The sequence below is a fragment of the Marinobacter sp. H13 genome (genome assembly GCF_059072335.1).
Map to the genome: position 1 here is coordinate 3,330,390 of NZ_JCACRU010000001.1, position 24,126 is coordinate 3,354,515.

General features: G+C 58.8%; 22 protein-coding genes. 16 read left to right on the plus strand and 6 right to left on the minus strand.

Annotated features, from left to right (window positions below):
• A complete protein-coding gene (gene ung, locus AC5JQH_RS15500) occupies positions 1–735 on the plus strand; it encodes a uracil-DNA glycosylase (protein WP_008176222.1) in 735 nt (244 codons plus the stop codon).
• A 158-nt stretch (positions 736–893) separates the two neighbouring features.
• Here the strand turns inward: ung and AC5JQH_RS15505 are convergent, their stop codons facing one another.
• The 5 genes from AC5JQH_RS15505 to nadB all read right to left on the minus strand — a co-directional run bounded on the left by AC5JQH_RS15505 (position 894) and on the right by nadB (position 5,234).
• Entirely contained in the window at positions 894–1,727 is an 834-nt protein-coding gene (locus AC5JQH_RS15505; RefSeq protein WP_008176220.1) for an HDOD domain-containing protein, read from the minus strand.
• A 125-nt stretch (positions 1,728–1,852) separates the two neighbouring features.
• Positions 1,853–2,848: a CAF17-like 4Fe-4S cluster assembly/insertion protein YgfZ gene (gene ygfZ / locus AC5JQH_RS15510; RefSeq protein WP_493805743.1), complete on the minus strand. Its 996-nt coding sequence runs from the start codon at positions 2,846–2,848 to the stop codon at positions 1,853–1,855.
• Between the two features lie 21 nt (positions 2,849–2,869).
• Positions 2,870–3,334, minus strand: coding sequence for a hypothetical protein (locus tag AC5JQH_RS15515; protein WP_273082459.1), 465 nt, complete (start codon positions 3,332–3,334; stop codon positions 2,870–2,872).
• On the minus strand, positions 3,318–3,590 hold the full coding sequence (locus AC5JQH_RS15520; protein ID WP_014576278.1) for an FAD assembly factor SdhE: 273 nt from the start codon (positions 3,588–3,590) through the stop codon (positions 3,318–3,320). The genes AC5JQH_RS15515 and AC5JQH_RS15520 overlap by 17 nt, the downstream gene beginning before the upstream one ends.
• A gap of 39 nt (positions 3,591–3,629) precedes the next feature.
• Complete coding sequence (gene nadB, locus AC5JQH_RS15525; protein ID WP_008176209.1) at positions 3,630–5,234, minus strand: L-aspartate oxidase; 1,605 nt, start codon at positions 5,232–5,234, stop codon at positions 3,630–3,632.
• A 203-nt stretch (positions 5,235–5,437) separates the two neighbouring features.
• On the opposite strand from nadB, the gene rpoE reads away from it, so the two are divergent.
• The 13 genes from rpoE to pdxJ all read left to right on the plus strand — a co-directional run bounded on the left by rpoE (position 5,438) and on the right by pdxJ (position 18,742).
• Complete coding sequence (gene rpoE, locus AC5JQH_RS15530; protein WP_104270355.1) at positions 5,438–6,055, plus strand: RNA polymerase sigma factor RpoE; 618 nt, start codon at positions 5,438–5,440, stop codon at positions 6,053–6,055.
• 15 nt (positions 6,056–6,070) lie between these two features.
• A complete protein-coding gene (locus AC5JQH_RS15535; protein ID WP_008176205.1) occupies positions 6,071–6,631 on the plus strand; it encodes a sigma-E factor negative regulatory protein in 561 nt (186 codons plus the stop codon).
• Between the two features lie 67 nt (positions 6,632–6,698).
• Entirely contained in the window at positions 6,699–7,673 is a 975-nt protein-coding gene (locus tag AC5JQH_RS15540) for a MucB/RseB C-terminal domain-containing protein (RefSeq protein ID WP_493791464.1), read from the plus strand.
• On the plus strand, positions 7,670–8,119 hold the full coding sequence (locus AC5JQH_RS15545; RefSeq protein ID WP_008176201.1) for a SoxR reducing system RseC family protein: 450 nt from the start codon (positions 7,670–7,672) through the stop codon (positions 8,117–8,119). Before AC5JQH_RS15540 ends, AC5JQH_RS15545 begins: the two co-directional genes overlap by 4 nt.
• Positions 8,120–8,253: 134 nt before the next feature.
• Positions 8,254–9,678 carry a DegQ family serine endoprotease gene (locus AC5JQH_RS15550; protein ID WP_053114629.1) on the plus strand — a complete coding sequence of 475 codons (1,425 nt, stop codon included), beginning with the start codon at positions 8,254–8,256 and terminating at the stop codon, positions 9,676–9,678.
• A gap of 126 nt (positions 9,679–9,804) precedes the next feature.
• Entirely contained in the window at positions 9,805–12,531 is a 2,727-nt protein-coding gene (locus AC5JQH_RS15555) for a bifunctional diguanylate cyclase/phosphodiesterase (protein ID WP_273069228.1), read from the plus strand.
• Between the two features lie 104 nt (positions 12,532–12,635).
• The gene (lepA, locus tag AC5JQH_RS15560; protein ID WP_219123012.1) at positions 12,636–14,438 is read left to right on the plus strand and encodes a translation elongation factor 4; all 1,803 of its coding nucleotides are present in this window, start codon (positions 12,636–12,638) and stop codon (positions 14,436–14,438) included.
• A gap of 12 nt (positions 14,439–14,450) precedes the next feature.
• A complete protein-coding gene (lepB, locus tag AC5JQH_RS15565) occupies positions 14,451–15,257 on the plus strand; it encodes a signal peptidase I (RefSeq protein WP_014576286.1) in 807 nt (268 codons plus the stop codon).
• Positions 15,258–15,283: 26 nt separating this feature from the next.
• A complete protein-coding gene (locus AC5JQH_RS15570) occupies positions 15,284–15,673 on the plus strand; it encodes a DUF4845 domain-containing protein (RefSeq protein ID WP_008176189.1) in 390 nt (129 codons plus the stop codon).
• Entirely contained in the window at positions 15,670–16,359 is a 690-nt protein-coding gene (gene rnc / locus AC5JQH_RS15575) for a ribonuclease III (RefSeq protein ID WP_008176185.1), read from the plus strand. Before AC5JQH_RS15570 ends, rnc begins: the two co-directional genes overlap by 4 nt.
• The gene (gene era, locus AC5JQH_RS15580; protein WP_008176182.1) at positions 16,359–17,276 is read left to right on the plus strand and encodes a GTPase Era; all 918 of its coding nucleotides are present in this window, start codon (positions 16,359–16,361) and stop codon (positions 17,274–17,276) included. Before rnc ends, era begins: the two co-directional genes overlap by 1 nt.
• A 7-nt stretch (positions 17,277–17,283) precedes the next feature.
• Complete coding sequence (recO, locus tag AC5JQH_RS15585; RefSeq protein WP_273069292.1) at positions 17,284–18,012, plus strand: DNA repair protein RecO; 729 nt, start codon at positions 17,284–17,286, stop codon at positions 18,010–18,012.
• Complete coding sequence (gene pdxJ / locus AC5JQH_RS15590) at positions 18,002–18,742, plus strand: pyridoxine 5'-phosphate synthase (protein WP_053114632.1); 741 nt, start codon at positions 18,002–18,004, stop codon at positions 18,740–18,742. Before recO ends, pdxJ begins: the two co-directional genes overlap by 11 nt.
• Before the next feature lie 12 nt (positions 18,743–18,754).
• Here pdxJ and AC5JQH_RS15595 read toward each other — a convergent pair whose 3' ends face one another.
• Positions 18,755–21,628, minus strand: a complete 2,874-nt coding sequence (locus AC5JQH_RS15595) for an ATP-binding protein (protein ID WP_053114633.1) — start codon at positions 21,626–21,628, stop codon at positions 18,755–18,757.
• A 225-nt stretch (positions 21,629–21,853) separates the two neighbouring features.
• On the opposite strand from AC5JQH_RS15595, the gene cysM reads away from it, so the two are divergent.
• Together cysM and rlmD are read left to right on the plus strand one after the other, a co-directional pair.
• A complete protein-coding gene (gene cysM, locus AC5JQH_RS15600) occupies positions 21,854–22,747 on the plus strand; it encodes a cysteine synthase CysM (RefSeq protein ID WP_008176171.1) in 894 nt (297 codons plus the stop codon).
• A 26-nt stretch (positions 22,748–22,773) separates the two neighbouring features.
• On the plus strand, positions 22,774–24,123 hold the full coding sequence (gene rlmD / locus AC5JQH_RS15605) for a 23S rRNA (uracil(1939)-C(5))-methyltransferase RlmD (RefSeq protein ID WP_104270179.1): 1,350 nt from the start codon (positions 22,774–22,776) through the stop codon (positions 24,121–24,123).
• The last annotated feature ends 3 nt before the right edge of the window (positions 24,124–24,126 follow it).

Genomic DNA, 24,126 nt, shown 5'->3' on the forward strand with positions numbered 1-24,126 from the left:
ATGAGCCCGGTTGAGGTACTGGCCAGCCAGCTCAGGCCCGACCGGGGCTGGAAAGAGCATCTCGCGGAAGAATTCCGCCGGCCCTACATGCAGGGCCTGGCGGAGTTCCTCGCCGCCGAGGAACAGGCCGGCAAAGTCCTGTTCCCCGCCAGCCAACACTGCTTCAACGCCCTCAACAGCACGCCACTGGATAACGTGAGAGTGGTCATTCTCGGCCAAGACCCCTACCACGGTCCAGGCCAGGCCCACGGCCTGTGCTTCTCCGTGCGCCCGAACGTGGCCATCCCGCCCTCACTGGTGAACATCTTCAAGGAAATACAGGACGACCTGGGTATCGCTCCCCCGGACCACGGCTGCCTGCAGCCCTGGGCCGAGCAGGGCGTACTGCTGCTCAACAGCGTTTTAACCGTCGTTCAGGGCCAGGCCGGCGCCCACCAGGGAAAAGGCTGGGAAACCTTCACCGACAAGGTCATCGAAACCATCAACCGCGAACGGGAAGGCGTGGTATTCCTGCTCTGGGGCAGCTACGCCAAAAAGAAAGGCCAGCACATCGACCGCAACAAACATCTGGTCCTCGACGGCCCACACCCGTCACCCCTGAGTGCTTACCGTGGCTTCTTCGGTTGCAAGCACTTCTCAAAGGCCAACGACTGGCTGGAGCAGCAGGGAAAGCCCACCGTTAACTGGGCGTTGCCAAGCAAAGCTGAGCTGATCGAGAGATACAAGAAGAGCTGAGGGCATGTCCGCAAGTAGTCTTCGGGATGGGGTCAGGCTCCCAAAACCGTGCGGAGCCATGGATGGCGGAGCCGAGCGTACAGGGAAGTATTCACAGCGTGTTTTGGGAGCCTGACCCCATCCTGAAGACGGGCGGTCAAACTCCCAGAGGCAAAAAATTACTGAAGCAGCGCCATCGCCGCTTCCATCTGAGCGTTCAGATCCTCTTCCTCGCTCATGTCGATATTCGGATCCAACCCCAGACGATCAAAGGCCGAAATCTTCGTCCAGTCCATCTCCGTCCACGGATGCTCCGAACCCGCAACCAGCTGCAGGTTGGCAACCATCACGAGATCCGCATAGTCGGCCGCCGGCACCTCACGGTTGAAGTTGGCGTATTCTAGGGGAACGTTCTGAAGCTCCTTCGGGAAATCCCACTTCTTAAGGATTGTCGCCCCGATCTTCGGATGCAGTTCATCAACCACGTTGTCCAGCATGATGCTGCTGATCTGGATGTCCTGGTCTTCTACATAGCGCAGGATGGGCAGTACGCCGATCAGATGCACAAGGCCTGCAAGGGTAGCCTGGTCCGGCTTGAGTTTGGTGTAGTGTTGCGCCAGAACGTGGCAGACGCCGGCCACTTCGGTACTGGTCTGCCAGGTGGCCCGCATGCGCTTGTCGATCATGTCGGACGTGGCCTGGAACATCTGCTCCATGGCCAGGCCCATGGCCAGGTTGCTGGTGTAGGCCATACCGAGGCGACTTACCGCCATGTTCAGGTTCTCAATGGCTCGGCTGCCCCGGAACAGCGGGCTGTTGGTCACCCGGATGATGCGTGCGGACAGGGCCGTGTCATTGCTGATGACCTTTACCAAGTCGGCTATTGAAGAATCCTCGGATTGCGCAATGTCTCTGACCTGAAGGGCTACCTCCGGAAGGGTGGGAAGCACCAGCTTGTCATTTTCGATGGCTGCGTTGAGATCGGCTTTGATGGTTTCAACAATATTCGACATGGTCAGTAAAGGTCCGCTTAAAGATTTCGAAGAATGGCCAGAATGCCTGGGCCACTGTCCGAACAATCAAATATGTGAGCTGCTGCATAGCAAAATAGCAAATTCTGGCGCGTTTGCCTGTCAACTTATGTATCTGATTGTGCGCTTTTTTCCCTTTCGGGCACCGGGTAGGGCAGTGGCATTGGCTCCAGCGTCACCTGTGACAGGCCCTCCGGATGCAAGGCGTTTTCAGCGGCATCGTGGCGAACCACCGCAAGTAATTCAACGCTGCCGTCGCGGTATTTGATCGCATTGACCACTTCTCCGACTGACCGCTCGCCAGCAAATAATGCGGTTCCGGGGGTTGGCAAGTCTTCTGACTGTTCAATACGGAAGCGGAAAAGGCTCTTTTTCAATTGCCCAAGGAAGTGCATGCGGGCAATCACTTCCTGACCCGTGTAGCAGCCTTTCTTGAAATGCACGCCGCCCACATGCTGCCAGTTCAGCATCTGAGGCACGAAGGACTCTTGTGTGGCGGTAGTCAGGGAGGCGACGCCCGCTGCGATTTCGGAGGCCTGCCAGTCGGCCGCCGACATACGGGCGCTGGCGGGAAGTGCTGCTTCGCCCTCTTCAGTGTGCCAGAACTCGAAGCGGGGCGTGCCCTCGGCTGTCGATTGCGTCTTCACGAGGATGCCGTCAGGGAGTGTGCAGGCGTCCCCGGGCTCTTTCAGAGAATCCAGTGGCTTTCCGGCGAGCGTCTCTGCCAGGCCGTCGCCCAGAATCCCTATAATCTTCGTTTCCTGAACCACCTCCATAGTGGTTCCACGAAACAGCATCAGATATTTGCGCAAGTGGCTGATGATGTCGTCAGCGAGTTCGGCGGGAAAGTCCATCACGATATCGTCGCCTGAACGGACCATACGTGTGAGGCAGTAGGCGCGACCCTTGGGCGTTGCTGCGGCCGCGCGCGGCGAATACTCCGGGATTACCTCATTGAGGTTCTGGCTGAACTGGCCCTGAAGAAACTTGTCGGTGCCCGGGCCGCTGACGCATACAACCACGCGGTTGTCGAGATCCGCCCAACCGTTGTCCGGCAGGGGATACTCTGCAACGGCAGATACAGAAGCGTCTGTGTCGGTCATGGCGTACTCCAGGTTATTGAATCAGTGAGATGATCGCCGGGGGCGGCCCAGTCTGAGCCAGACCCTGAGACGACGGAAATCCTCCGCCGGAACATTGCCCGGGCTTCCGGGTACTGGTGCCAGCAGGAGTGAAGTGTATGACCGGAATCTGGTGCCGGCAGGCCGAAGTTTCAAGAGTGCCAGGCCTGACCAGATCCGGCTGGAGGCAAGTGGAATAACCTCTACCCTCTGCTTGTCTCCGATTCTGGCATACATTTTATCGTGTTCGATCAGGAGACCACTTACGGAACCATCGCCCAGAAGTAACCCGTTTGACCGATACTGCAGGGCGGCGCCCCACAGTGCAATGGGGATTGCAACGAGAAGCCAGAATTTGCCTGCCAGCAGCGCCATCAACAGGAAAGCCAGCAGCAAAACCCATGGCAGCAACGCAAGCAGGCCAACCAGCAGGGAGGGCGTCAGCGTTAGTTCAATCCGGCTGGACACGTTTGAGAATGATGTCGACCATGCGTTGAAGATCGGGATCGGCCGGGCGGCTGCGTTGCATGAACCACTCAAACATGTCGTTATCTTCGCAGGTGAGCAGTTTCTTGTAGCGGGCCTGGTCTTCAGCGTCCAGATCGCGGAAGGCCTCTTCCATGAAGGGAATCAAAAGGTTGTCCAGCTCCAGCATGCCTCTACGGCTATGCCACCAGAGGCGGTTGAATTCTGCTTTTTCAGACGATGCAGGTGTCTCTGACATAGTGTTTACCATTGAATCCTGTGTAAAAACGGTGTTCGTTCAGGGCGCGAGTGTACGGTAGGTGGTGGGAACCAGCACGGTATCACGCACCTCATTGATCAGTCCCGGATAATCGAGAGTGTAGTGCAGCCCTCGGCTTTCCCTGCGCTGCAGTGCCGAACATATGATGAGATCAGACACGGTGACCAGGTTACGAAGTTCCAGCAGGTCATTGGTGACACGGTAGTTGCTGTAGAACTCGCCGATTTCCGCAGACAAAAGATCCACCCGGTGCTTGGCCCGCTGCAGCCGCTTGGTGGTTCGCACAATGCCGACGTAGTCCCACATGAAATGGCGAAGCTCGTCCCAGTTGTGGGAGATTACCACGTCTTCGTCAGAGTCCCGCACCTGGCTTTCATCCCAGTCTGGTGCCTCTGGCGGTGGTGGAATGTCGGCTTCCCGGCGGGCAATATCCGCCGCAGCCGCACGGCCATAAACCAGGCATTCCAGCAGGGAGTTGCTGGCCATTCGGTTGGCCCCATGGAGCCCGGTGAAGGCAGCCTCGCCGACCACGTAGAGCTGGTTAACATCGGTTCGGGCACGTTCATCGCTCATGATTCCGCCACAGGTGTAGTGAGCGGCTGGAACCACGGGAATGGGCTCCCGGGTAATATCGATACCGAAGCCCAGACACTTCTCGTAGATGGTGGGGAAGTGGTGCTTTATAAAGTCGGCGGGTTTGTGGCTGATGTCCAGGTAGAGATGATCAGCACCCAGTCGTTTCATTTCGTGGTCAATGGCCCGGGCAACGATATCACGGGGCGCCAACTCGCCACGCTCGTCAAAGCGATCCATAAACCGGGAACCATCCGGCAGTTTCAGCAGGCCACCCTCGCCCCTCACGGCTTCCGTGATCAGGAAGGATTTGGCGTGGGGGTGATAAAGGCATGTGGGGTGAAACTGGTTGAACTCCATATTTGCCACCCGGCAACCGGCCCGCCAGGCCATCGCAATCCCGTCTCCGGAAGCGCCGTCCGGATTGGTTGTGTAGCGGTAGGCCTTGGAGGCGCCGCCGGTGGCAATCACTGTGAATCGTGCCCGGAACAGCTCTACATGGTTGTCTTCAAGGTTCAGGATGTAGGCACCGACGCATCGGTTTCCCGGCAGGGACAGTTTGCGATTGGTGATCAGATCCACAGCCACCCTACCAGACATGAGTTCTATGTTAGGTCGTGCCTCTGCCTGGGAGGTGAGGGTGGTTGAGACCGCATGCCCCGTGGCATCGGCTGCATGAATGATGCGCCGATGACTGTGGCCGCCCTCACGGGTCAGGTGGTAGTGGGCGTCCTGATCCCGCGTAAAATCGACACCGGAATCGATCAGCCAGTTGATGCTTTCCCTGCCATGTTCGACCGTGAACCGCACGGCGTCCTCATGGCACAGGCCTGCGCCAGCATTGAGGGTGTCGGAGATGTGGTTTTCGGTGGAATCCTGATCATCCAGAACTGCGGCGATACCGCCTTGTGCCCAGAGCGTGGCGCCACTGCTGATCTGGGCCTTGCTCACCACGCAGACCTTCAGGTGCTCCGGCAGATTGAGCGCGACGGTGAGGCCGGCAGCACCACTGCCGATAATGAGAACATCGTATTCGAAGGACTGTGGCATCGGGTCGTTATCGCAGGCCATAATGTGGACGTGTATTGAACTAAACTTTACGCTTGCTGTCTATTTGGCCTGACAGGGTGAGCCGCCTGACCGGTGGTCTAGCCCGTTTCATGAACGGACGCCGGATAGCATCAATGACGCAGCGAAACTTGGTACAGGCCGGACAGCTGGCCATCAAATCAGGGAACCCCGGCAACCAGTCCATGACTCCTGATACAGAGAAACAACAGGGCGATCACCCGGACAGCCAGACGGATCTGCAGCTGGTGCGCAAGGTCCGTAATGGTGATCGCGCCGCCTTCGATCTTCTGGTGGTCAAGTACCAATCCAGAGTCGCATCAATTATCAGTCGGTACGTCTACGACAGTCAGGAAGTCATGGATCTGACCCAGGAGACCTTCGTAAAGGCGTTCAGGGCGATCGAGCGCTTCCGCGGGGACAGCGCCTTCTATACATGGCTGTACCGGATTGCCGTCAATACCGCGAAGAATTACCTGGAATCCCGCGGCCGGCGGCCGCAGGGCAGTGCCGACTCGGCGGAAGCGGAGAATTTCGATGACGGTTCACGGCTGCGTGACACCGCTTCGCCTGAACGGCTCCTGCAACGGGAACAGCTCCAGAAAGAATTGAACAAGGCGATCGCCCAGCTTCCTGAGGAGTTGCGCTCTGCCTTTCTGCTCAGGGAATACGATGGGCTGAGCTATGAGGATATCGCGGGTATCCTCGAGTGCCCTATCGGTACTGTCCGTTCAAGAATATTCAGGGCCCGGGATGCGGTTGATCGGCATCTTGGGCCTTTACTCAATCACTCGGTGACGTAATTGAGGTTGCATCCCATGGATGATCGTCTCAGAGAAACACTGTCCGCCATGATGGACGACGAAGCTGACGAACTTTCGGTACGTCGCCTGCTTTCCCACGATCGCCAGGACGAGGTTCGGGCGCAGTGGCAGCGTTGGCAGGATGTTCGCGACCTTATGCATGACGGCCACTCGCCGGCCCATGGTATGGACGTCAGTGTGGGCGTCCGTGAACGGCTTGACGGGCGGGGCACCACCGCGGTCAGGCCTGAAGCTGCCGTACAGGCCACCAGGTCCGGCCGCTGGCACTGGCCGGCTGCCGCCATGGTTGCCATGGCGCTGCTGGTCGGGTTCGGTGCTGGTGCCGGTTGGGATTCATCCGCGACCGGGCCGGTTCAGCCGGTGACCGCAGCCGCACCAGAAACGCCTGTGCAGGACCAGCCGGTCAGGGAAATTGCCCTGCAGGGTCTTGATGAGGAACAGTGGGAGTATATGAGTCGCTACCTGCTGGAACACGCACAGCACAACAGTGTTGGCGCCGGGCGGGGCGCCGTCGGCTATGCCCGTCTGGTCAGTGCCAACGGTGCCGGCTACTGAACCCCGGAGCGAGAGTTTAATCATGCCTCAAGTCTTCATTAATGTTGTCCCAAGCCGTGCGTTGTCCATGCTCGTGGGTTTTTTGCTTGCGCTTGCTGGGTCGCTGCCGGCTGCCGCGGACGAAGACGAGGCATCCGCCTGGCTTGAAAGGCTGGGTCCGGCCCTGAACATGACGTCCTACCGCGGTGTGTTCGTATACGCCCGGGGCGAGAGCGTGCACTCCATGCAGATTGCCCATCGTTACAATAATGGCGTTGTTGAGGAGCGGCTGGTTCTGCAGGACGGCGGCAGTGGAGAAATTGTTCGCAAAGGCATGAATGTGGTCTGCGTGCTTCCTGAAACAGGCCGCGTCAAGCTTGACCAGGTGATTCCTTCAGGCCCGTTCGCCGAAGCGTTCACCAGTCAGCTGATGCCGGTCAGCCACTGGTATCGGGCGGAAATGAAAGGTGAGGACCGAGTTGCAGGGTATGACGTGGTTTCAGTGGCGCTAAGCGCCAAGGATCCCTACCGCTACAGTCATCGGCTCTGGCTGGAGAAATCCACCGGTCTTCTGGTCAAGAGTAACGTTCGTAATGCCGAGGGGGAAGTGCTCGAGCAGTTTCAGTTCACCAGCCTGCACATCGGCGAGGACATTCCCGATAGCGAATTCGAGATCCGCACCGAGGGCCGGGAAATTTCCAGAACGCTGGATGAGCCCGCTGCTACGGCATCGGTGGTCCAGCGTATGGATGGGTGGCAGCTTGGCTGGCGCCCGGAAGGGTTTGTCCCTGCGGCGGCGCCCCGCTCCGGCAAGGGCCAGGCCGTTGCCTTCTCCGATGGCCTGGCCGCTTTTTCGGTCTTCGTTGAGCCGGCTGGCCCGGTTAGCATGCCGACGGGCGCCTCCCTGATTGGCGCCACCACCGTTTATATGCATCAGGTGACGGAAGGGGATAGCGCTTTTCTGGTTACCGTCGTGGGTGAGCTGCCTCCGCAGACTGCGCGCCAGGTTGCCGAATCGGTGCGTATTGAAGACTCGGTGGCCCTGGGTGCGGGTAAGCCGTGATTACTGAAACTGGAAAAGTGGTCGCGCTCAAGGGCGACAAGGTCTGGGTCCAGACGATCCGAACCAGCGCCTGTCAGAGTTGTGCTGCCCGCAATGGTTGTGGTCAGAAAGTCCTGGCGGCTGCCTCGGGCGGGCGCGCCAACCAGATTCTGGTGACCAACTCGGTCAATGCCAGGGTGGGAGATGAAGTAACCATCGGAATTGATGAGCAGGCGTTGCTGGGTGCTTCCATTCTGGTCTATGCCGTCCCACTGATCCTGATGGTTGTCGCAAGTATCCTCGGGCACCAGATGTCCGGTGGTAGCGACGGCGCTGCGATGCTGGCCGCTGTCGCTGGCCTGGCTCTGGGTTTTTTCGCAGGACGCAAACTGCAAGACGCGGGCGGCAAGGAGTATGAGCCCCGCCTGGTCCGGGTAAGCCGGATAGCCTCTGAAAACTGTCTGTAAACCCTACGGTTTTGTAAGTTGAAAATCGGTGGGCCGAACCCAAAACTACGCCTAGGTGTAAGCACAACAGGGGGTACAACATGTCGAGTGCAACAGCAGTTGCCCAGTCGTCACGTAATTTCATACCCGGAAGGATGCCGGCCGCTTTGCTGATTTTGCTGTCTGCCATGGTGTTGGCGGGCTGGAGTCAGGCGAGTTCAGCCCGCAGCCTGCCTGATTTTACCGAGCTGGTTGAAGATAACGCCGGTGCGGTGGTGAACATCAGTACAACCACCGAGCCCACGCGCCGCAATTCCGGCGCTCCCGGGATGCCGTTTGATGAGCGTCAGCTCGAACAGCTTCCCGAGTTTTTCCAGGATTTCTTCCGCGGCCCCCAGTCTCCGTTTGGAGGTGGGCCTGGCAACTCCCAGCCACGCCGCTCCATGGGCTCCGGGTTCATTGTCTCCTCGGACGGTTATGTCTTGACCAATAATCACGTGGTCGAGGGAGCTGATGAGATCATCGTGCGGCTGAATGACCGGCGCGAGCTGCCCGCGACGCTGGTTGGAACAGACCCTCGTTCCGATATGGCCGTGCTGAAAATTGAAAACGGCGATGATCTGCCTGTCGTTCAGGTAGGTCGGTCCCGGGATCTGAAAGTCGGTGAGTGGGTGTTTGCGATTGGCTCCCCGTTTGGATTCGATTACACGGTAACGGCCGGAATCGTCAGCGCCCTGGGTCGCTCCCTGCCATCGGAAAACTACGTGCCCTTCATTCAGACAGACGTAGCGATCAACCCGGGCAACTCCGGTGGCCCTCTGTTTAACCTGGAGGGCGAAGTGGTCGGTATCAACTCCCAGATCTACACCCGCTCTGGTGGTTTCATGGGGGTCTCCTTTGCCATTCCGATTGACGATGCGATGAACGTCTTCCGTCAGTTGCGCGACAACGGCTCTGTCTCCCGTGGCTGGCTCGGGGTGCTGATTCAGGAAGTGAACCGTGATCTGGCCGAATCCTTTGGTCTCAAGCGGCCCCGCGGTGCACTTATTGCCGAAGTGATGTCCGGTTCGCCGGCGCAGGCAGCCGGCCTGCAGGCAGGGGATATCGTCCTCAGTTATGACGGCGACGATGTGCAGCTTTCCTCTGACTTGCCGCCCATGGTTGGCCGCACGCCGGTTGGTGAAACTGCCGAACTGAGAGTGCTTCGCGGTGGCGAGGAAATCGAGCTTCAGGTTGAAATCGGTCGCCTTCCCGAGGAGGGAAGCCAGCAGGCTTCCGCACCGGCCAGTGACAGTGATGGTCCCGGCTCTGCGCCCCTGGGCATGATGGTCGAACCGCTGCCTACGGACATGGCCGACTCCATGGGTATTGAAGGCGGCGTTGTGGTCAATAATGTTGCGCGGGGTGCGGCTTCCGAAGCGGGCATCCGTGCGGGCGATGTGATCACGGAAATGAATCGCCAGAAGGTGACATCGGTGCAGGAATTCCGCGAGGCTGTTCAGTCGCTGCCCGAGGGCAAGGCGGTATCGGTCCGGGTGGTGCGCCAGGGCCGGGCGCTGTATCTGGTGATGAAGCCCTGATACCCTTCTGCTGATCCGGATTACCTGACATGGAGCCCCCGCAGGTGTTGGAAACGACACTTGCGGGGGCTTTTGTTATACTCGGCGGATCAATAAAAATGAGCGGCCATGGAACGGACCAGCCCCATGATGAACAGACAGGAACTCTCTCTCCGTAAGCTACTGGAATTCCGCAATGCCTGGGTCGCCTGGCTGGTCTTCGCGGTAGCCGTTGCCGTCACCCTATTGCTTTGGCAGGTGTCCATCCGGCTGGTGGAAGACCGCACGGAAGCCCGTTTTCGCACCCAATCGCTCCAGCTTAAATCCGCCATCGAAGAGCGCTTGCTGAATTACGAGCAGGTGCTGGCCGGCAGTGCCGGTCTGTTTGCGGTGGCCGGAGACGTTTCCCGTGATCAATGGCGCGAATACGTGGACAAGGTTGATATCAACCGCTACTACCCGGGCATTCAGGGTATTGGCTATGTTCGCCGTATCGGTGTACGCCAGATGGCCGACCATATTGCCTCTGTCCGCGCGGAAGGGGTGCATAATTACCTGGTGAACCCGCTGGGTAGCGGTCCCTACTACTACCCCATGGTCTACCTGGAGCCTGGCACGGAACGGAACCGACGGGCCCTCGGCTACGATGCCTTCAGTGATCCCATTCATCGCCAGGCCATGGAGCAGGCCCGGGATGATGCGATCCCCACGGTGACTGCCAAGGTGGTGCTGGTTCAGGAAGAGCTCGGCGAAGACCAGGCCAGTTTTCTGATGTATTACCCCGTCTACCAGGGGGGAGAAGTGCCCGAGATCCGGGCCGAGCGTCGCATGATGCTGGCGGGCTATGTGTTCAGTGCCTTCCGGATGAACAATCTTATCGACGGCATCGTTGGCCTGATCTCGCCGTTTCTTGATGTCCGGATCTACGATGCCGGAGTCGTGGAACGGCAGAACCTCATGTATGGCTCCAATCTGGGGTCCCTGGACAACGAATTCAGTTTCCAGATGAGTCAGACCATCAGCCATGGTGGTCGAGACTGGCTGTTGCAGACGCGCTCCACGCCCGCATTTGATTTCCTGGCCTCGGATCCGCGGCCTCCGATCGTCCTCGGCAGTGGCCTGGTGATCAGTGCCCTGTTGTTCCTCTTCGTGCTTGCCTTGATCCGTTCACGGCTGATGGCGCAGATCAGTGCCGGCCGCTATCGGGCGATTACCGAAGGCGCAGCCAATGTCACCCTGGTGATGGACCGTGCCGGGCAGCCCCTGTACGCGAGCCCGTCCAGCCTGGATATCCTTGGCTTCGAGCCGGATCAGGTTCAGGCCCTGAACTTTGAGGAGCTCGTTCATGGTGACGACTGGCCCCAGCTGCAGCGAGGCTTTGACGATTCCGTTCAGTCGCCGGGCAAACAGATGCCGGTCATCCGGGTCCGTATCCGTGATGCCAAGGGGCAGTGGCGGGATATGGAGGGCACCTTTACGGCCATGTTGTCGGTGCCAGGCGTCAATGGCGTTGTGCTTAGCCTGCGGGATCTGACCCAGCTCAAGGCCGCCCAGTCCGAGCTGCACAGGCTGGCATTCTATGATCCGCTTACCGGCCTGGCGAACCGGCAACTGTTCCGGGACCGTTTGAATCACGTGGTCAGCCGCAGTCGCCGGAGCGGTGAGCCGGCTGCCCTCATGTTCCTGGATCTCGACGGCTTCAAACGTATCAACGACACCCTGGGGCACGATTCCGGCGATGAACTGCTGTGCCAGGTGGCGCAGTGGCTGGTGGGTTGTGTCCGTGAGGAGGACTCGGTTGCCAGGCTCGGCGGCGATGAGTTTGTGGTATTGCTGTCCCGGATCAGTGACTCCGATGCTGCCGGCAAGGTCGCAGAGACCATTCTGCGCAGTCTTTGCCAGCGAATCCGGCTGAACGATCACGAAGTCGGCATCACGGTCAGTATCGGCATCACCATGATTCCCCACGACAGTGAGGACGCCGGAACCCTGATGAAGTACGCTGATCTGGCGATGTATCGTGCCAAGGAGCTGGGTCGGAATACGTTCCAGTTCTTCACCCCGGCCATGAACATCAAGGCGGCAAGGCGGCTTCTGCAACAGGAGGAGTTGGCCACGGCGCTGGATGGCGATCGCTTCGTTCTGCATTACCAGCCGAAGATTGATCTGGCCAGTGAGCGGGTGATTGGGGTTGAGGCATTCCTGCGCTGGCATCATCCGGAGAAGGGGCTGGTGTCGGCACAGCAGTTCATCGGTCTTGCCGAGGAAACCGGCCTGATTGTTCGCCTGGGTGAATGGGCTTTGAGACAGGCCTGTATTCAGGCTCAGGCCCTGGAACGGGCCGGCTTTGAATCCCTGAAAATGGCGGTGAATCTGTCTGTTCGACAACTGACCGATTCGGGCTTCCTCGACATGATCCGACAGGTCATCACCGAGACGGGCGTCTCGCCGGAGCGGCTGGAGCTGGAGATGCCGGCGGAGCTGCTCAATGAAGATCCGCGAATGCTCAGGGAGTTGCTGGTGTCACTCCATGATCTCGGGGTCTGTCTGATACTGGATGATTTCGGCACCGGCTCCTGTTCACTGGTTGCTTTGCAGCAGCTGCCGCTGGATGTTATCAAGATCGACCACCGGTTCATTCGCGACATTCCCTACAATGTCAGTGCCACGGATGTGGCCTCCGCAGTGATTGCCCTGGCCCGCAAGCTCCACCTTACGGTGGTTGCGGAGGGTGTGGAAACCCCACAGCAGCTGAGCTTCCTGAAAACTCACGGCTGCGCCCAGTGTCAGGGCAACCTGTTCAGCTATCCGCTGGACGAGGATGCGCTCATCGGTTTCCTTATCCGGCAATACGAACGGCCGCTGATTTCCTGATCATGGCAATGGCGGCCGGTAACCGGTAAAATCACGCCGTTCCCGGATCCCGGTAGCGGCCCTTCCGGGCTCAATCCTTCGTCTTAACTGAGTATTCATCGTCTGTGACTGAACTGAGCCGAATCCGTAACTTTTCCATTATCGCCCACATCGACCATGGTAAATCCACGCTGGCAGATCGTTTTATTCAGGTCTGTGGCGGCCTGACCGACCGCGAAATGGCCGAGCAGGTCCTGGACTCCATGGATCTCGAGCGTGAGCGAGGGATTACCATCAAGGCCCAGAGTGTCACGCTGAATTACACCGCCCGTGACGGGCAGGAATACAAACTGAACTTTATCGATACCCCGGGCCACGTGGATTTTTCCTACGAGGTTTCGCGCTCGCTCTATGCCTGCGAGGGGGCCCTGCTGGTGGTGGACGCCGGGCAGGGCGTTGAAGCCCAGTCTGTGGCCAACTGCTACACCGCCATTGAGCAGGGTCTCGAAGTAGTGCCGGTTCTGAACAAGATGGATCTCCCACAGGCCGAACCTGAACGGGTAGCGGCGGAAATCGAGGACATCATTGGCATTGAAGCGTCTGATGCGGTCCGCTGTAGCGCCAAGAGTGGCCTGGGCGTGGAAGATGTTCTGGAAGATCTGATCAAGAAAATCCCACCACCGAAGGGTGACCGAAGTGCGCCCCTGCAGGCCTTGATCATCGATTCCTGGTTCGACAATTATCTGGGCGTTGTGTCGCTAGTGAGGGTGACCGAAGGTACCCTGAAAAAGGGCGACAAGATCGTCATCAAATCCACCGGCAAGGCCTGGAACGCCGACAAGGTCGGTATTTTCAATCCCAAGCCTAAGGACACCGACGTGCTGGAATCCGGCGACGTCGGTTTCGTGGTGGCAGGAATCAAGGATATCCATGGTGCGCCCGTGGGCGACACCATCGTCCACCAGAAGTTCGCCGAGCAGACGCCTATGCTTCCGGGGTTCAAGAAGGTCAAACCCCAGGTTTATGCAGGGTTGTTCCCGGTCAGCGCCGACGACTACAACGATTTCCGGGATGCCCTGGAAAAACTGACCCTCAACGATGCCTCGCTGTTTTTCGAGCCGGAGAATTCCGATGCCCTTGGCTTCGGTTTCCGCTGTGGTTTCCTGGGCATGCTGCACATGGAAATCATCCAGGAGCGGCTGGAGCGTGAATACGACATCGACCTGATCACCACGGCGCCAACGGTGATCTATGAGGTGGTTACCAAACAGGGTGAGACCCTGTCGGTAGACAATCCGTCCCGGCTTCCGGATATTGGTTCCATTGAGGAAATGCGTGAGCCGATCGTAGAAGCGAACATTCTGGTGCCTCAGGAGCATATCGGAAATGTGATAGCCCTGTGTGAGGAAAAGCGCGGCGTCCAGAAGAACATGCACTTCATGACGACCCAGGTCCAGCTCACCTATGAGCTGCCGATGGCCGAGGTGGTGATGGATTTCTTCGATCGTATCAAGTCAGCCAGCCGCGGCTTTGCGTCCCTGGACTACCACTTTACCCGGTTCCAGACCGCCAACCTGGTCCGCCTGGACGTGCTGATCAACGGCGAGCGTGTCGATGCCCTGGCGCTGATCGTGCACAAGGAGCAGGCTCACCACAAAGGGCGCCAGTTGATCGAAAAGATGAAAGAGCTGATTCCTCGGCAGATGTTTGATATCGCGATTCAGGCCGCCATTGGTAATCAGGTTGTGTCGCGGGTCACCGTGAAGGCGCTACGCAAGAACGTAACCGCCAAGTGCTACGGTGGTGACGTCAGCCGGAAGAAGAAACTGCTGCAGAAGCAGAAAGAAGGTAAAAAGCGTATGAAGCAGCTGGGTAATGTCGAGGTGCCTCAGGAAGCGTTTCTTGCCGTACTGAAAGTGGATAAATAAAAGGCCTCCTGGATGGATATCGATTTTCCCCTGGTACTGGTGGTACTGACCTTTGCAACGGGTCTGATCTGGCTGGCGGACAAGCTGTTTCTTCGTGAGCGTCGTCTGGCTGCCTACCGTGCCAGCGGCACCGGAGACGCAGTGGATGAAGGCTCCCCGGCGGAATCGGAGGAGCCAAAAGAGCCCTACCTGGTTGACCTTAGCCGATCGTTCTTTCCGGTGCTGGCGATTGTTCTGGTCCTCCGGTCCTTCCTGGTTGAACCGTTCCAGATTCCGTCGGGATCCATGTTGCCCACCCTGGAAGTCGGCGATTTCATTCTGGTGAACAAATACGCCTACGGGTTCAGGCTGCCGGTTGCCGGCACCAAAGTGATTCCGGTCGGCGATCCCCAGCGCGGCGATGTGATGGTTTTCCGCTACCCGGAGGACGGCCAGACCAACTACATCAAACGGGTGATCGGTTTGCCCGGCGACCATATCCGCTACCGTGACAAGCAGCTGTTCATCAATGGCGATCGGGTGGAAACCCGGTTTATCGCGCGGCTACCGCCGATGGAACTGCGCCGCGAGGATCTCGGTGAAGTAGAGCACGACATTTTTCTGACCATGGGCCGGTCTGGCGGCGGTGGTGAGGGCGAATGGCTGGTGCCCGAGGGTCATTATTTCGTCATGGGTGACAATCGCGACAACAGTAATGACAGCCGCTATTGGGGCACGGTCCCGGACGAGCTGGTGGTGGGCAAGGCCTTTGCTATCTGGATGCACTGGAAATCCCTTACCAGTCTGCCATCCTTTGATCGTGTAGGCGGAATCGAGTAACTCGGACTATCTGGAGCGCAGTCGTAATGAAGAAAAATAATCTTTCCGGCATGGGCCGTCAGCGCGGTGCCTCGGCATTGACCATGATGGTGATGGTGCTGTTTTTTGGTGGCCTGCTGACGCTGGTGATCAAGCTTGGTCCCGCCTATCTGGATGACATAACCATTCAGGAAGCGCTGGAAAGCCTTGATGGCACCGAAGGTCTCTCCCAGATGGGGCCTGCCCAGGTCCGTACGTTGATCAACAAACGGCTCAGCGTGAACAATGTCCGGGGATTCGACGCCAAGAATATTTCGGTCGATAAAGACGGCGATCTGGTCGTTATCAATGTTGATTACGAAGTGCGCAACAACCTGTTCAGCAATGTGGATACGGTGGTTCACTTCAAGCACAAATATGAGATGAAGGGCAAGTGAGTTCACAACCGGATCTGGATCAGTTACAGCGGCGCATCGGCTATCAGTTCAAATCGCCAGAGCGGCTTCTGCTGGCACTCACCCACCGGAGTTATGGAAATCAGAATAACGAGCGCCTCGAATTCCTCGGCGATTCCATTGTGAATATGGTGATTGCCGAGTATCTGTTTCTGCACTTCGAAAAAGCCCGGGAAGGCCAGTTGAGTCGTCTGCGGGCCCGGATGGTAAAAGGCGTTACACTCGCCGAAATTGGTCGGGAGTTCCAGCTCGGCACATACCTTCGATTGGGCTCGGGAGAGCTTAAAAGCGGAGGCTTCCGCCGGGAATCCATCCTGGCCGACGCCGTGGAGTCCATCATCGGCGCCATCTACCTCGACAGTGATTTCCATACCTGCCGGGAACAGGTATTGCGCTGGTTCGAGCACCGTCTGGAAAAGCTCGACCTGCAGGACACCCAGAAAGACCCCAAGACCCGTTTGCAGGAATATCTCCAGTCGCGTCAGTTTCCGCTGCCACGCTATGACGTCATTTCCGTGGACGGCGAGGCCCACAACCAGACATTCCATGTATCCTGTGCGCTGCCGTCGCTGGACCGAAAGACCACCGGGACTGGCAGTAGCCGCCGGGTGGCCGAGCAGCAGGCAGCCCGTAACGCCCTGAAAGAGTTGGGCGTGGAGAACCAGTAATGAACGATATCACCCGTCCGGAAAACCCGGACAGTCGCTGCGGTTTTGTGGCCATCGTTGGCCGTCCGAACGTGGGCAAGTCCACGTTGCTGAACCATATCCTCGGGCAGAAGCTGAGCATCACTTCCCGCAAGCCGCAGACCACCCGTCATCAGGTGCTGGGTATCAAGACCGTAGGGCCGGTGCAAGCGATCTATGTGGACACACCTGGCATGCACGAGGAGGAGCCCCGTGCCATTAACCGCTACATGAACAAGGCGGCCACGTCGGCGCTCATTGATGTCGATGTGGTGGTGTTTGTGGTGGATCAGCTGGCCTGGACGACCGCGGATGAGATGGTGCTGGAGAAACTCAGTCGCCTGAAATGCCCTGTGATCCTGGCGGTGAACAAGGTCGACAAGATCGAAAAACGGGAAAGCCTGCTGCCGCATCTGGATATGCTCTCGAAAAAGCGCGAGTTTGCCGAGATCATTCCGCTTTCGGCCCTGAAAGAGACCAATCTGGAACCTCTGGAAGAGGCCGTGGGGCGTTTCCTGCCGGAGAGTATTCATTTCTATCCGGACGACCAGATCACCGATCGCAGTGAGCGATTCCTGGCCTCCGAGATTGTCCGAGAAAAGATCACCCGACAGCTTGGAGCAGAGCTGCCATATTCGGTGGCGGTGGAGATCGAGGAGTTCAAGCGCGAGGGCAAGACCCTGCACATATCCGCCCTGATCCTGGTCGAGCGCGAAGGTCAAAAGAAGATCATCATCGGCGAGAAGGGCGAGCGGATGCGCCGCATTGGTCAGGAAGCTCGTACGGATATGGAGCGTATGTTCGACAGCAAGATCATGCTGAGGCTCTGGGTAAAGGTGAAGCGTGGCTGGGCAGACAGCGACCGGGCCCTGAAAAGCCTGGGCATGAACGACCTCTGAGGCAGCCATGAAGGGGCCTGAGCTGCAGGAGCCCGCCTATGTCCTTCACCGACGTCCCTGGCGGGAAACCAGTCTCATGGTGGATCTGTTTTCCCTGAACCATGGCCGGATGACCGTCATCGCCCGGGGAGCCAACAGCGCCAAAAGTCCCCTGAAAGCCCAGCTACAACCTTTTCAGCCTCTGATAGTGGATTGGGCTGGCCGGGGCGACCTGAAAACCCTGACCCAGGTCGATGTTCGGGCCGGCCCCACAATTACCCGGACAGTGTCGCTCTACAGTGGCCTTTACCTGAATGAACTGTTGCAGCGGATTCTGCCCGCTGCAGATCCCCATCCCACGCTCTTTGCAGCCTACATCGATGCCATCGGACAGTTGTCCGACACCAGAGATGTGGAGCCGGTGCTTCGGCGTTTTGAACTCGCCTTTGCCTCCGCCCTCGGCTATGACTTTGCCTGGGATCGTGCCACGGATACCGGGCAATCCGTCGAGCCCGGCGGGGAGTATTGTTATGATCCGGAGCAGGGCATAGTGTCCGGGCTGTCGCCCGGTGTGCGCCTGCGAAATCTTCCGGGCGATGTTTTGCTCGATCTGGCCGGGGAAGATTTGCAATCTGAGCGCTGTCGGCGACTGGCGAAACGGGTCATGCGAGTCCTGATCGATTACCTTCTCCAGGGGCGTCCCCTGAACAGTCGCAGCCTTTTCACTCACCTTCGGGGAGAATCCCATGAATCCTAGAGTACTGCTTGGCGTCAATATTGATCACGTTGCCACCCTCCGTCAGGCGAGAGGTACCCGGTACCCTGATCCGGTCCAGGCAGCGCTGATGGCCGAGGAGGCCGGCGCAGACGGCATCACAATCCATCCCAGGGAAGACCGGCGTCATATTCAGGATCGGGATGTGCTGCTGCTCAAAGAGGTGCTCCAGACCAAGATGAATCTAGAAATGGCGGTAACCGATGCGATGCTGGCGTTTGCCGAACAGGTGCGGCCGGAATGTGTTTGCCTGGTGCCAGAGAAGCGTGAGGAATTGACCACCGAGGGCGGACTGGATGTCGAGGGTCAGGAATCCCGGGTTGCCAAGGCCTGTGAGCGCCTGGCCCGGATTGGTGCCGAGGTGTCACTGTTTATTGATCCGGACCCGGCCCAGATTGATGCCGCAGTGCGTTGCGGCGCGCCGGTAGTCGAACTTCACACCGGAGAGTATGCCGAGGCCGAAACGCCAGAGGCTGAAAATGCCGCGTTCAAAACCATTGCCGATGCGGTGGCCTATGCCCGCAAGAAAGGGCTTATCGTCAATGCCGGCCACGGCCTGCATTATCACAACACCGAGCGGGTAGCGGCGATCCATGGCATCAACGAACTGAATATTGGCCATGCCATTATCGCCCGTGCGGTTTTCACCGGTCTGAAAGAAGCGGTCCGGGATATGAAGGCCATTATTGATCAGGCCCGCAGCCGGGCCTGATTCGAGGTAGCGTCAGGTCGTTTCGGCGGCCTCGTGGCGTTCGCGGAACAGCTGTTGCCAGTCGGTCTGGTCGCTCCAGATCTGCAGGCGCTCCATGGCCGAGAGCAGCTGGTCTTTCTGGTGCTCCAGATCCGGGGCAGAGCATTTGATCGCCGTTTCCAGATGGTTAGCTGCGGCCCTCAGTTCCGGTACGCCGCAGTAGCGGGTGGCGCCATGGAGTTTGTGAACGCACTCCAGCAGCTCTTCCATATTGTCGTTGGTCCAGAGTTCCGGGATCCGCTCCCGATCCACGTGGACCTGTTCCAGCAGCATGCTGAACAGTTCTTCCGCCAGGTCAGCTTTGCCGGCGGCCAGCTGAATGCTTTCCTCGACGCTGACGCAGTCCTGCTGCATTTTGCGCGTTGATGGCCGCAGGGCCCGACGGGTGTCGCGAACTTCCGGCACGGGAAGCCGACCGTCGCTGCCGCTCTTCGGGCACACGTAGCCGGTGTACTCATGAATGATGTCGTTGAGCTGGCCACTGCTGATGGGTTTGGGCATGTAGCCATCGAAACCCTGCTTGGTCAGCCGTTCCTGCTCGTCCGACAGGGCATGGGCGGTCAGGGCAATGATCGGGGTCCGGTGATTGCCGGTATCCATCTCCCTCAGCCTGGCCGTGGTTTCCACACCGTCCATGCCGGGCATCTGCAGATCCATGAAGACCAGGTCGAAGGGTTTCTGTCTGGCCTTGCTCAGGGCTTCAAATCCGCTGGAAGCGCCCTCGGCGTCCAGTTGGCAGTCTTCCAGCAGGGTCATTACCAGCTTCAGGTTGGCGTCGTTGTCATCCACTGCCAGTACCCGGGGAACATTGGCGGTGGTCACTCGGTTGGCGGAAATCTCGTATTCGGGCACCCGCCCGCTGGAATTGATGCCGTGCACCAGCAGCAGAAGCTCGTCGTAGAGGGAATCGCGGCACACCGGTTTGGTGAGGTGGCCGCTGGCAAGCCCCGATAGTGGCGTGTCGTGAGTTTCCAGGGTGGGGGTCAGCAACAGTGTCCGGCAATCCCGTTCGATCTCAAGGGTACGGACAAGGCTGCAGTACTGGCTGGAATTGAGCAGGTGCCGGGTAATGCCGACAATGGCCACGGCGTAACCGGCCTGGCTTTTCTGGGCTTCCTCAATGTGTTCCTGCAGTGCACCGGGGGAGGCCACCCGGTCGACCACCATGCCCCAGTCCCGCAACAGGTGTTCCACGGCCAGGCCGGTGGTTTTCTGTTGTTCCAGATAGATGACCCGTTCACCACGCAGGGCATCCCGGGGGGCAATGGCCTCACCGCTGGTGGCAAGCTCCGAGGTGAGGGTGAACCAGAAGGTCGAGCCCTTGCCAAGTTCGCTCTCAAGCCCGATCTTGCCCCCCATCTCCTCAACCAGACGCTTCGAGATGGCCAGCCCGAGGCCGGTGCCACCGTATTGACGGGCGGTGGAGGCATCGGCCTGGCTGAAGGCGTTGAACAGGGATTGCTGTTGGGCCCGGGAGAGACCCACGCCGGAATCCGTGATGCTCAGGCGCAGGGTAACCCGGTTGGAATCGGTCTCTTCCTCTTCCAGGCTCGCCCGCAGGACTACCTCGCCGGTCTGGGTAAACTTGATGGCGTTGTTGACCAGGTTGGTGATCACCTGTTTGACCCGCAAGGGGTCACCCATGATGTTGTCCGGCACATCGTTGTAGACCAGTGGCACCAGATCCAGGTTCTTGGCATGGGCGGCCGGCGCCAGCATGACCATGACTTCCTCAACAATATCCCGCAACTGGAAGGGCACCCGGTCCAGGATCAGCTTGCCGGCCTCAATCTTGGAGAAGTCCAGGATGTCGTTGATGATGGTAAGCAGGATCTCCGAGGATTTCCTGATGGTGCTCAGATGGTCCCGCTGCTGCCGTGGCAGGGGGCTCTTCAGGAGCAGCTCGGTGAAGCCGATGATGCCGTTCAGCGGGGTGCGGATCTCGTGTGACATGTTGGCCAGGAACTCTGACTTTATCCGGCTCGCTTCCAGCGCTTCCTTCCGGGCGAAATCCAGCTCGATGTTCTGGATTTCGATGGTTTCCAGGGTTTCCCGCAGATCTTCGGTGGCCTGGTCGATGTTCTGCTGCATTTCCGCCTGGGCCTTGCTCAGCTCTTCGGCCATGGCATTGAGGCCGGATTCCAGCTGTTCGAACTCCGGCCCGGCGCCGGTGTAGACCCGGGTATCCAGCTTGCCTTCCTTGAGTTTGGCAACGGCCTCGTTCAGTTCGAATACCGGGTTGGTGAACGCACGGCTCAGTCGCAGGGCAATGGCCATGCTGAGAATGACGCCCCCGAGAATGAGCAGCAGGGAAATAAGCAGGGCCTTGTACGTCTCTTTTTCGGTGCGGATATGGGACATTTCCACAACCACCCAGCCCAGAGGCTCCCGCAGATTCGACATGGACTGGCGGGCATCCGGGTCGAGCATGCTCTCGATCATCAGATCCTGCAGAAACACGGGGGTGATAAACCGGGTGCTGTTTTTTCGGGATATCCGGGTGGCGTGCTCGGCGGTGAGTTCGTCGGACTGCACGGTCTCCGAGCTTCCGGGCCCGGTGTGGAGCAGGCGGGAGCCGTCACTGCCAAAGAAGGTGATGGAACGCACGTCCTGCTCTTCCAGGAGGGCATTGGAGAGGCTGCTGAGGAGACTTCGGTTGGCAGTGAAAAGGCCGTACTCGGAACCGGCCGCGAGCTGACGGGAGAGTGACTCGCCCCGGTCCTTCAGCAGACTTTCGATATTGTTGACCCAGCTGTAGGTGAAGAACAGCCCCAGCATCAGGGTGGTCAGCAGGGTGGGAACCAGCGTCACCACTAAAACTTTCTTGCGAATGCCCCAACGTCGCATACCGTGTTCCTGAATTATTGCTTTTGTCCGCGCCGCAGAGCGGAAAACGTCCGTGTTAAGAATAGCTGATCCGGAACGGGATAACTGTGGTATCAGTCCCGACGGTACCGGAAAATCCCGTGTCGGATATAGCCGCCGGTCATGGATATAGCGAGAAGCTGTATTGGGAGACCGGGGCGATAACGCGTATCATGCGAAGCCAAAAGTGTACCACAGGGTTATCATATGCATTTTCCCACCATTGAAGATTATGTCGGGCACACCCCTCTGGTTCGCCTGCAGCGTCTCCCCGGTGAGACGAGTAACGTGATTCTGGCCAAGCTGGAAGGGAATAACCCCGCCGGCTCGGTGAAGGACCGCCCGGCTATCAGCATGATCCAGGAGGCGGAGCGTCGGGGCGACATCAAGCCGGGCGATACCCTGATCGAGGCGACCAGTGGCAACACCGGCATTGCCCTGGCCATGGCGGCTGCCATCAAGGGGTACCGGATGGTGCTGATCATGCCCGCGAACATGAGTGAGGAGCGTCGGGCATCCATGCGCGCCTATGGTGCGGAGATTGTCACGGTCACCAGGGAAGAGGGGATGGAAACTGCCCGTGACCTGGCCCTCAAGATGCAGGCGGAGGGCAAGGGCAGGGTGCTGGATCAGTTCAGCAACCAGGACAACCCTCTGGCGCACTACCGCACGACCGGTCCCGAGATCTGGGAGCAGACCGGGGGGCGTGTCACCCATTTTGTCAGCTCCATGGGCACTACTGGCACCATCATGGGCGTGTCCCGTTACCTCAAGGAGCGCAACCCGGATATTCGCATTATCGGGCTTCAGCCCAAAGAAGGTGCGTCCATACCCGGGATACGTCGATGGCCCGAAGCCTACCTGCCGAAAATCTACGATGCCGCACGGGTGGACGAGGTGTTGGATGTTGGCCAGGAAGAGGCCGAAAACACCATGCGGGCCCTGGCTTCCGAGGAAGGCATTTTCTGTGGCGTCTCCTCCGGCGGTTCGATCGCGGCCGCGCTCAAGCTCTCGCAGCAGGTTGAAAACGCCATCATCGTGGCCATTATCTGTGACCGCGGCGACCGCTATCTATCCACCGGTGTATTTCCCGGCGCCTGAACACGATTCCACCAAGAGACCCGAGTATGAGCAGACGACGCAGGAAGGTTCTTCCAAAAGAGCCCGTGCGCTGTGAGATTGAGACCCTGAGCCATGACGGCCGGGGTATCGCCCGTCAGGATGGCAAGACCCAGTTTGTCGATGGCGCCCTTCCGGGCGAAACCGTGATGGCGAAAGTGGTGTCCAGTCGAAGCAAGTTCGACGAACTGCGCACCGAAGAGGTTCTGGAAGCCGCGCCGGATCGTCAGACGCCACCCTGCGAGTTTGCCGACCTGTGTGGCGGCTGTAGCCTGCAGCATATGAGTGGCGATGCGCAGATCGCGTTCAAGGAGAATACCCTGCGGGAGCATTTTGCCCATTTCGGGGGCATCGAACCCGAGGAGTGGATTGAGCCACTGCGCTCGGAAGAGAGCCTCGGCTATCGCCGCAAGGCGCGCCTCGGGGTTCGTTACGTCAAGGCCCGGGAGTCTGTCCTGGTGGGGTTTCGGGAGAAACGCAACAGTTTCCTGACCGACATCGACCGTTGTGTGGTGCTGGATCCCCGCATTGGCGACCGCATACTGCCCCTTCGAAATATGCTGCACGATCTGGACGCCTACAGCCGAATCGCCCAGGTGGAAGTTGCCTGTGGCGATGATGTGGCGGTAATGGTATTCCGCAATATGGATGACCTGTCCACTGGTGACCGGGAGAAGCTCATTGCCTTCGGCCAGGCTCACGATTTGCATATCTACCTGCAGCCAAAAGGGCCCGATACCGTTCATCGGATCTGGCCCGAGTCCTCTGGCCGGGATGATGAGCGACTGAGCTACAGGCTGGAAGAATTCGACCTGACCATGAAATTTCATCCCATGGACTTTACCCAGGTCAATGCAGGTATTAACCGTGCGATGGTACACAGGGCTGTGGAATGGCTGGATATCCAGCCGGGTGAGCGTGTCCTGGATCTCTTCTGTGGTCTGGGGAACTTTACGCTGCCCCTGGCCCGAAGTGGCGGACAGGTTGTCGGCGTGGAGGGTGACGAGACCATGGTTGTCCGCGGTCGGGAAAACGCGGAACTAAATGGCCTGAACAATGTCGCTTTTCACGGTGCCGATCTGCACGGCGATTTCACTGGCCAGAGTTGGGCGAAGGAAGGATTCGACAAGATCCTGATTGATCCGCCCCGCTCCGGCGCTGAGGAAATCTGCAAGTACCTGACCGCCTTCGGTGCCCGGAAGATAGTCTATGTCTCCTGTAACCCGGCAACACTCGCGCGGGACGCAGGCGTTATGGTGCGCAATGGCTATCGCCTGGTGCGCGCAGGTGTGATGGACATGTTTCCCCACACCACTCACGTGGAATCCATCGCGTTGTTCGAACGGGATTCCGACTGAAGA

What these genes read in the sequence shown, in the direction of transcription:
- ung (WP_008176222.1), top strand. Translation starts at nt 1, where the DNA reads ATGAGCCCGGTTGAGGTACTGGCCAGCCAGCTCAGGCCCGACCGGGGC.
- AC5JQH_RS15505 (WP_008176220.1), bottom strand. Translation starts at nt 1,727, where the DNA reads ATGTCGAATATTGTTGAAACCATCAAAGCCGATCTCAACGCAGCCATC.
- ygfZ (WP_493805743.1), bottom strand. Translation starts at nt 2,848, where the DNA reads ATGACCGACACAGACGCTTCTGTATCTGCCGTTGCAGAGTATCCCCTG.
- AC5JQH_RS15520 (WP_014576278.1), bottom strand. Translation starts at nt 3,590, where the DNA reads ATGTCAGAGACACCTGCATCGTCTGAAAAAGCAGAATTCAACCGCCTC.
- nadB (WP_008176209.1), bottom strand. Translation starts at nt 5,234, where the DNA reads ATGCCACAGTCCTTCGAATACGATGTTCTCATTATCGGCAGTGGTGCT.
- rpoE (WP_104270355.1), top strand. Translation starts at nt 5,438, where the DNA reads ATGACTCCTGATACAGAGAAACAACAGGGCGATCACCCGGACAGCCAG.
- AC5JQH_RS15535 (WP_008176205.1), top strand. Translation starts at nt 6,071, where the DNA reads ATGGATGATCGTCTCAGAGAAACACTGTCCGCCATGATGGACGACGAA.
- AC5JQH_RS15540 (WP_493791464.1), top strand. Translation starts at nt 6,699, where the DNA reads ATGCTCGTGGGTTTTTTGCTTGCGCTTGCTGGGTCGCTGCCGGCTGCC.
- AC5JQH_RS15550 (WP_053114629.1), top strand. Translation starts at nt 8,254, where the DNA reads ATGCCGGCCGCTTTGCTGATTTTGCTGTCTGCCATGGTGTTGGCGGGC.
- AC5JQH_RS15555 (WP_273069228.1), top strand. Translation starts at nt 9,805, where the DNA reads ATGATGAACAGACAGGAACTCTCTCTCCGTAAGCTACTGGAATTCCGC.
- lepB (WP_014576286.1), top strand. Translation starts at nt 14,451, where the DNA reads ATGGATATCGATTTTCCCCTGGTACTGGTGGTACTGACCTTTGCAACG.
- AC5JQH_RS15570 (WP_008176189.1), top strand. Translation starts at nt 15,284, where the DNA reads ATGAAGAAAAATAATCTTTCCGGCATGGGCCGTCAGCGCGGTGCCTCG.
- era (WP_008176182.1), top strand. Translation starts at nt 16,359, where the DNA reads ATGAACGATATCACCCGTCCGGAAAACCCGGACAGTCGCTGCGGTTTT.
- recO (WP_273069292.1), top strand. Translation starts at nt 17,284, where the DNA reads ATGAAGGGGCCTGAGCTGCAGGAGCCCGCCTATGTCCTTCACCGACGT.
- pdxJ (WP_053114632.1), top strand. Translation starts at nt 18,002, where the DNA reads ATGAATCCTAGAGTACTGCTTGGCGTCAATATTGATCACGTTGCCACC.
- AC5JQH_RS15595 (WP_053114633.1), bottom strand. Translation starts at nt 21,628, where the DNA reads ATGCGACGTTGGGGCATTCGCAAGAAAGTTTTAGTGGTGACGCTGGTT.
- cysM (WP_008176171.1), top strand. Translation starts at nt 21,854, where the DNA reads ATGCATTTTCCCACCATTGAAGATTATGTCGGGCACACCCCTCTGGTT.
- rlmD (WP_104270179.1), top strand. Translation starts at nt 22,774, where the DNA reads ATGAGCAGACGACGCAGGAAGGTTCTTCCAAAAGAGCCCGTGCGCTGT.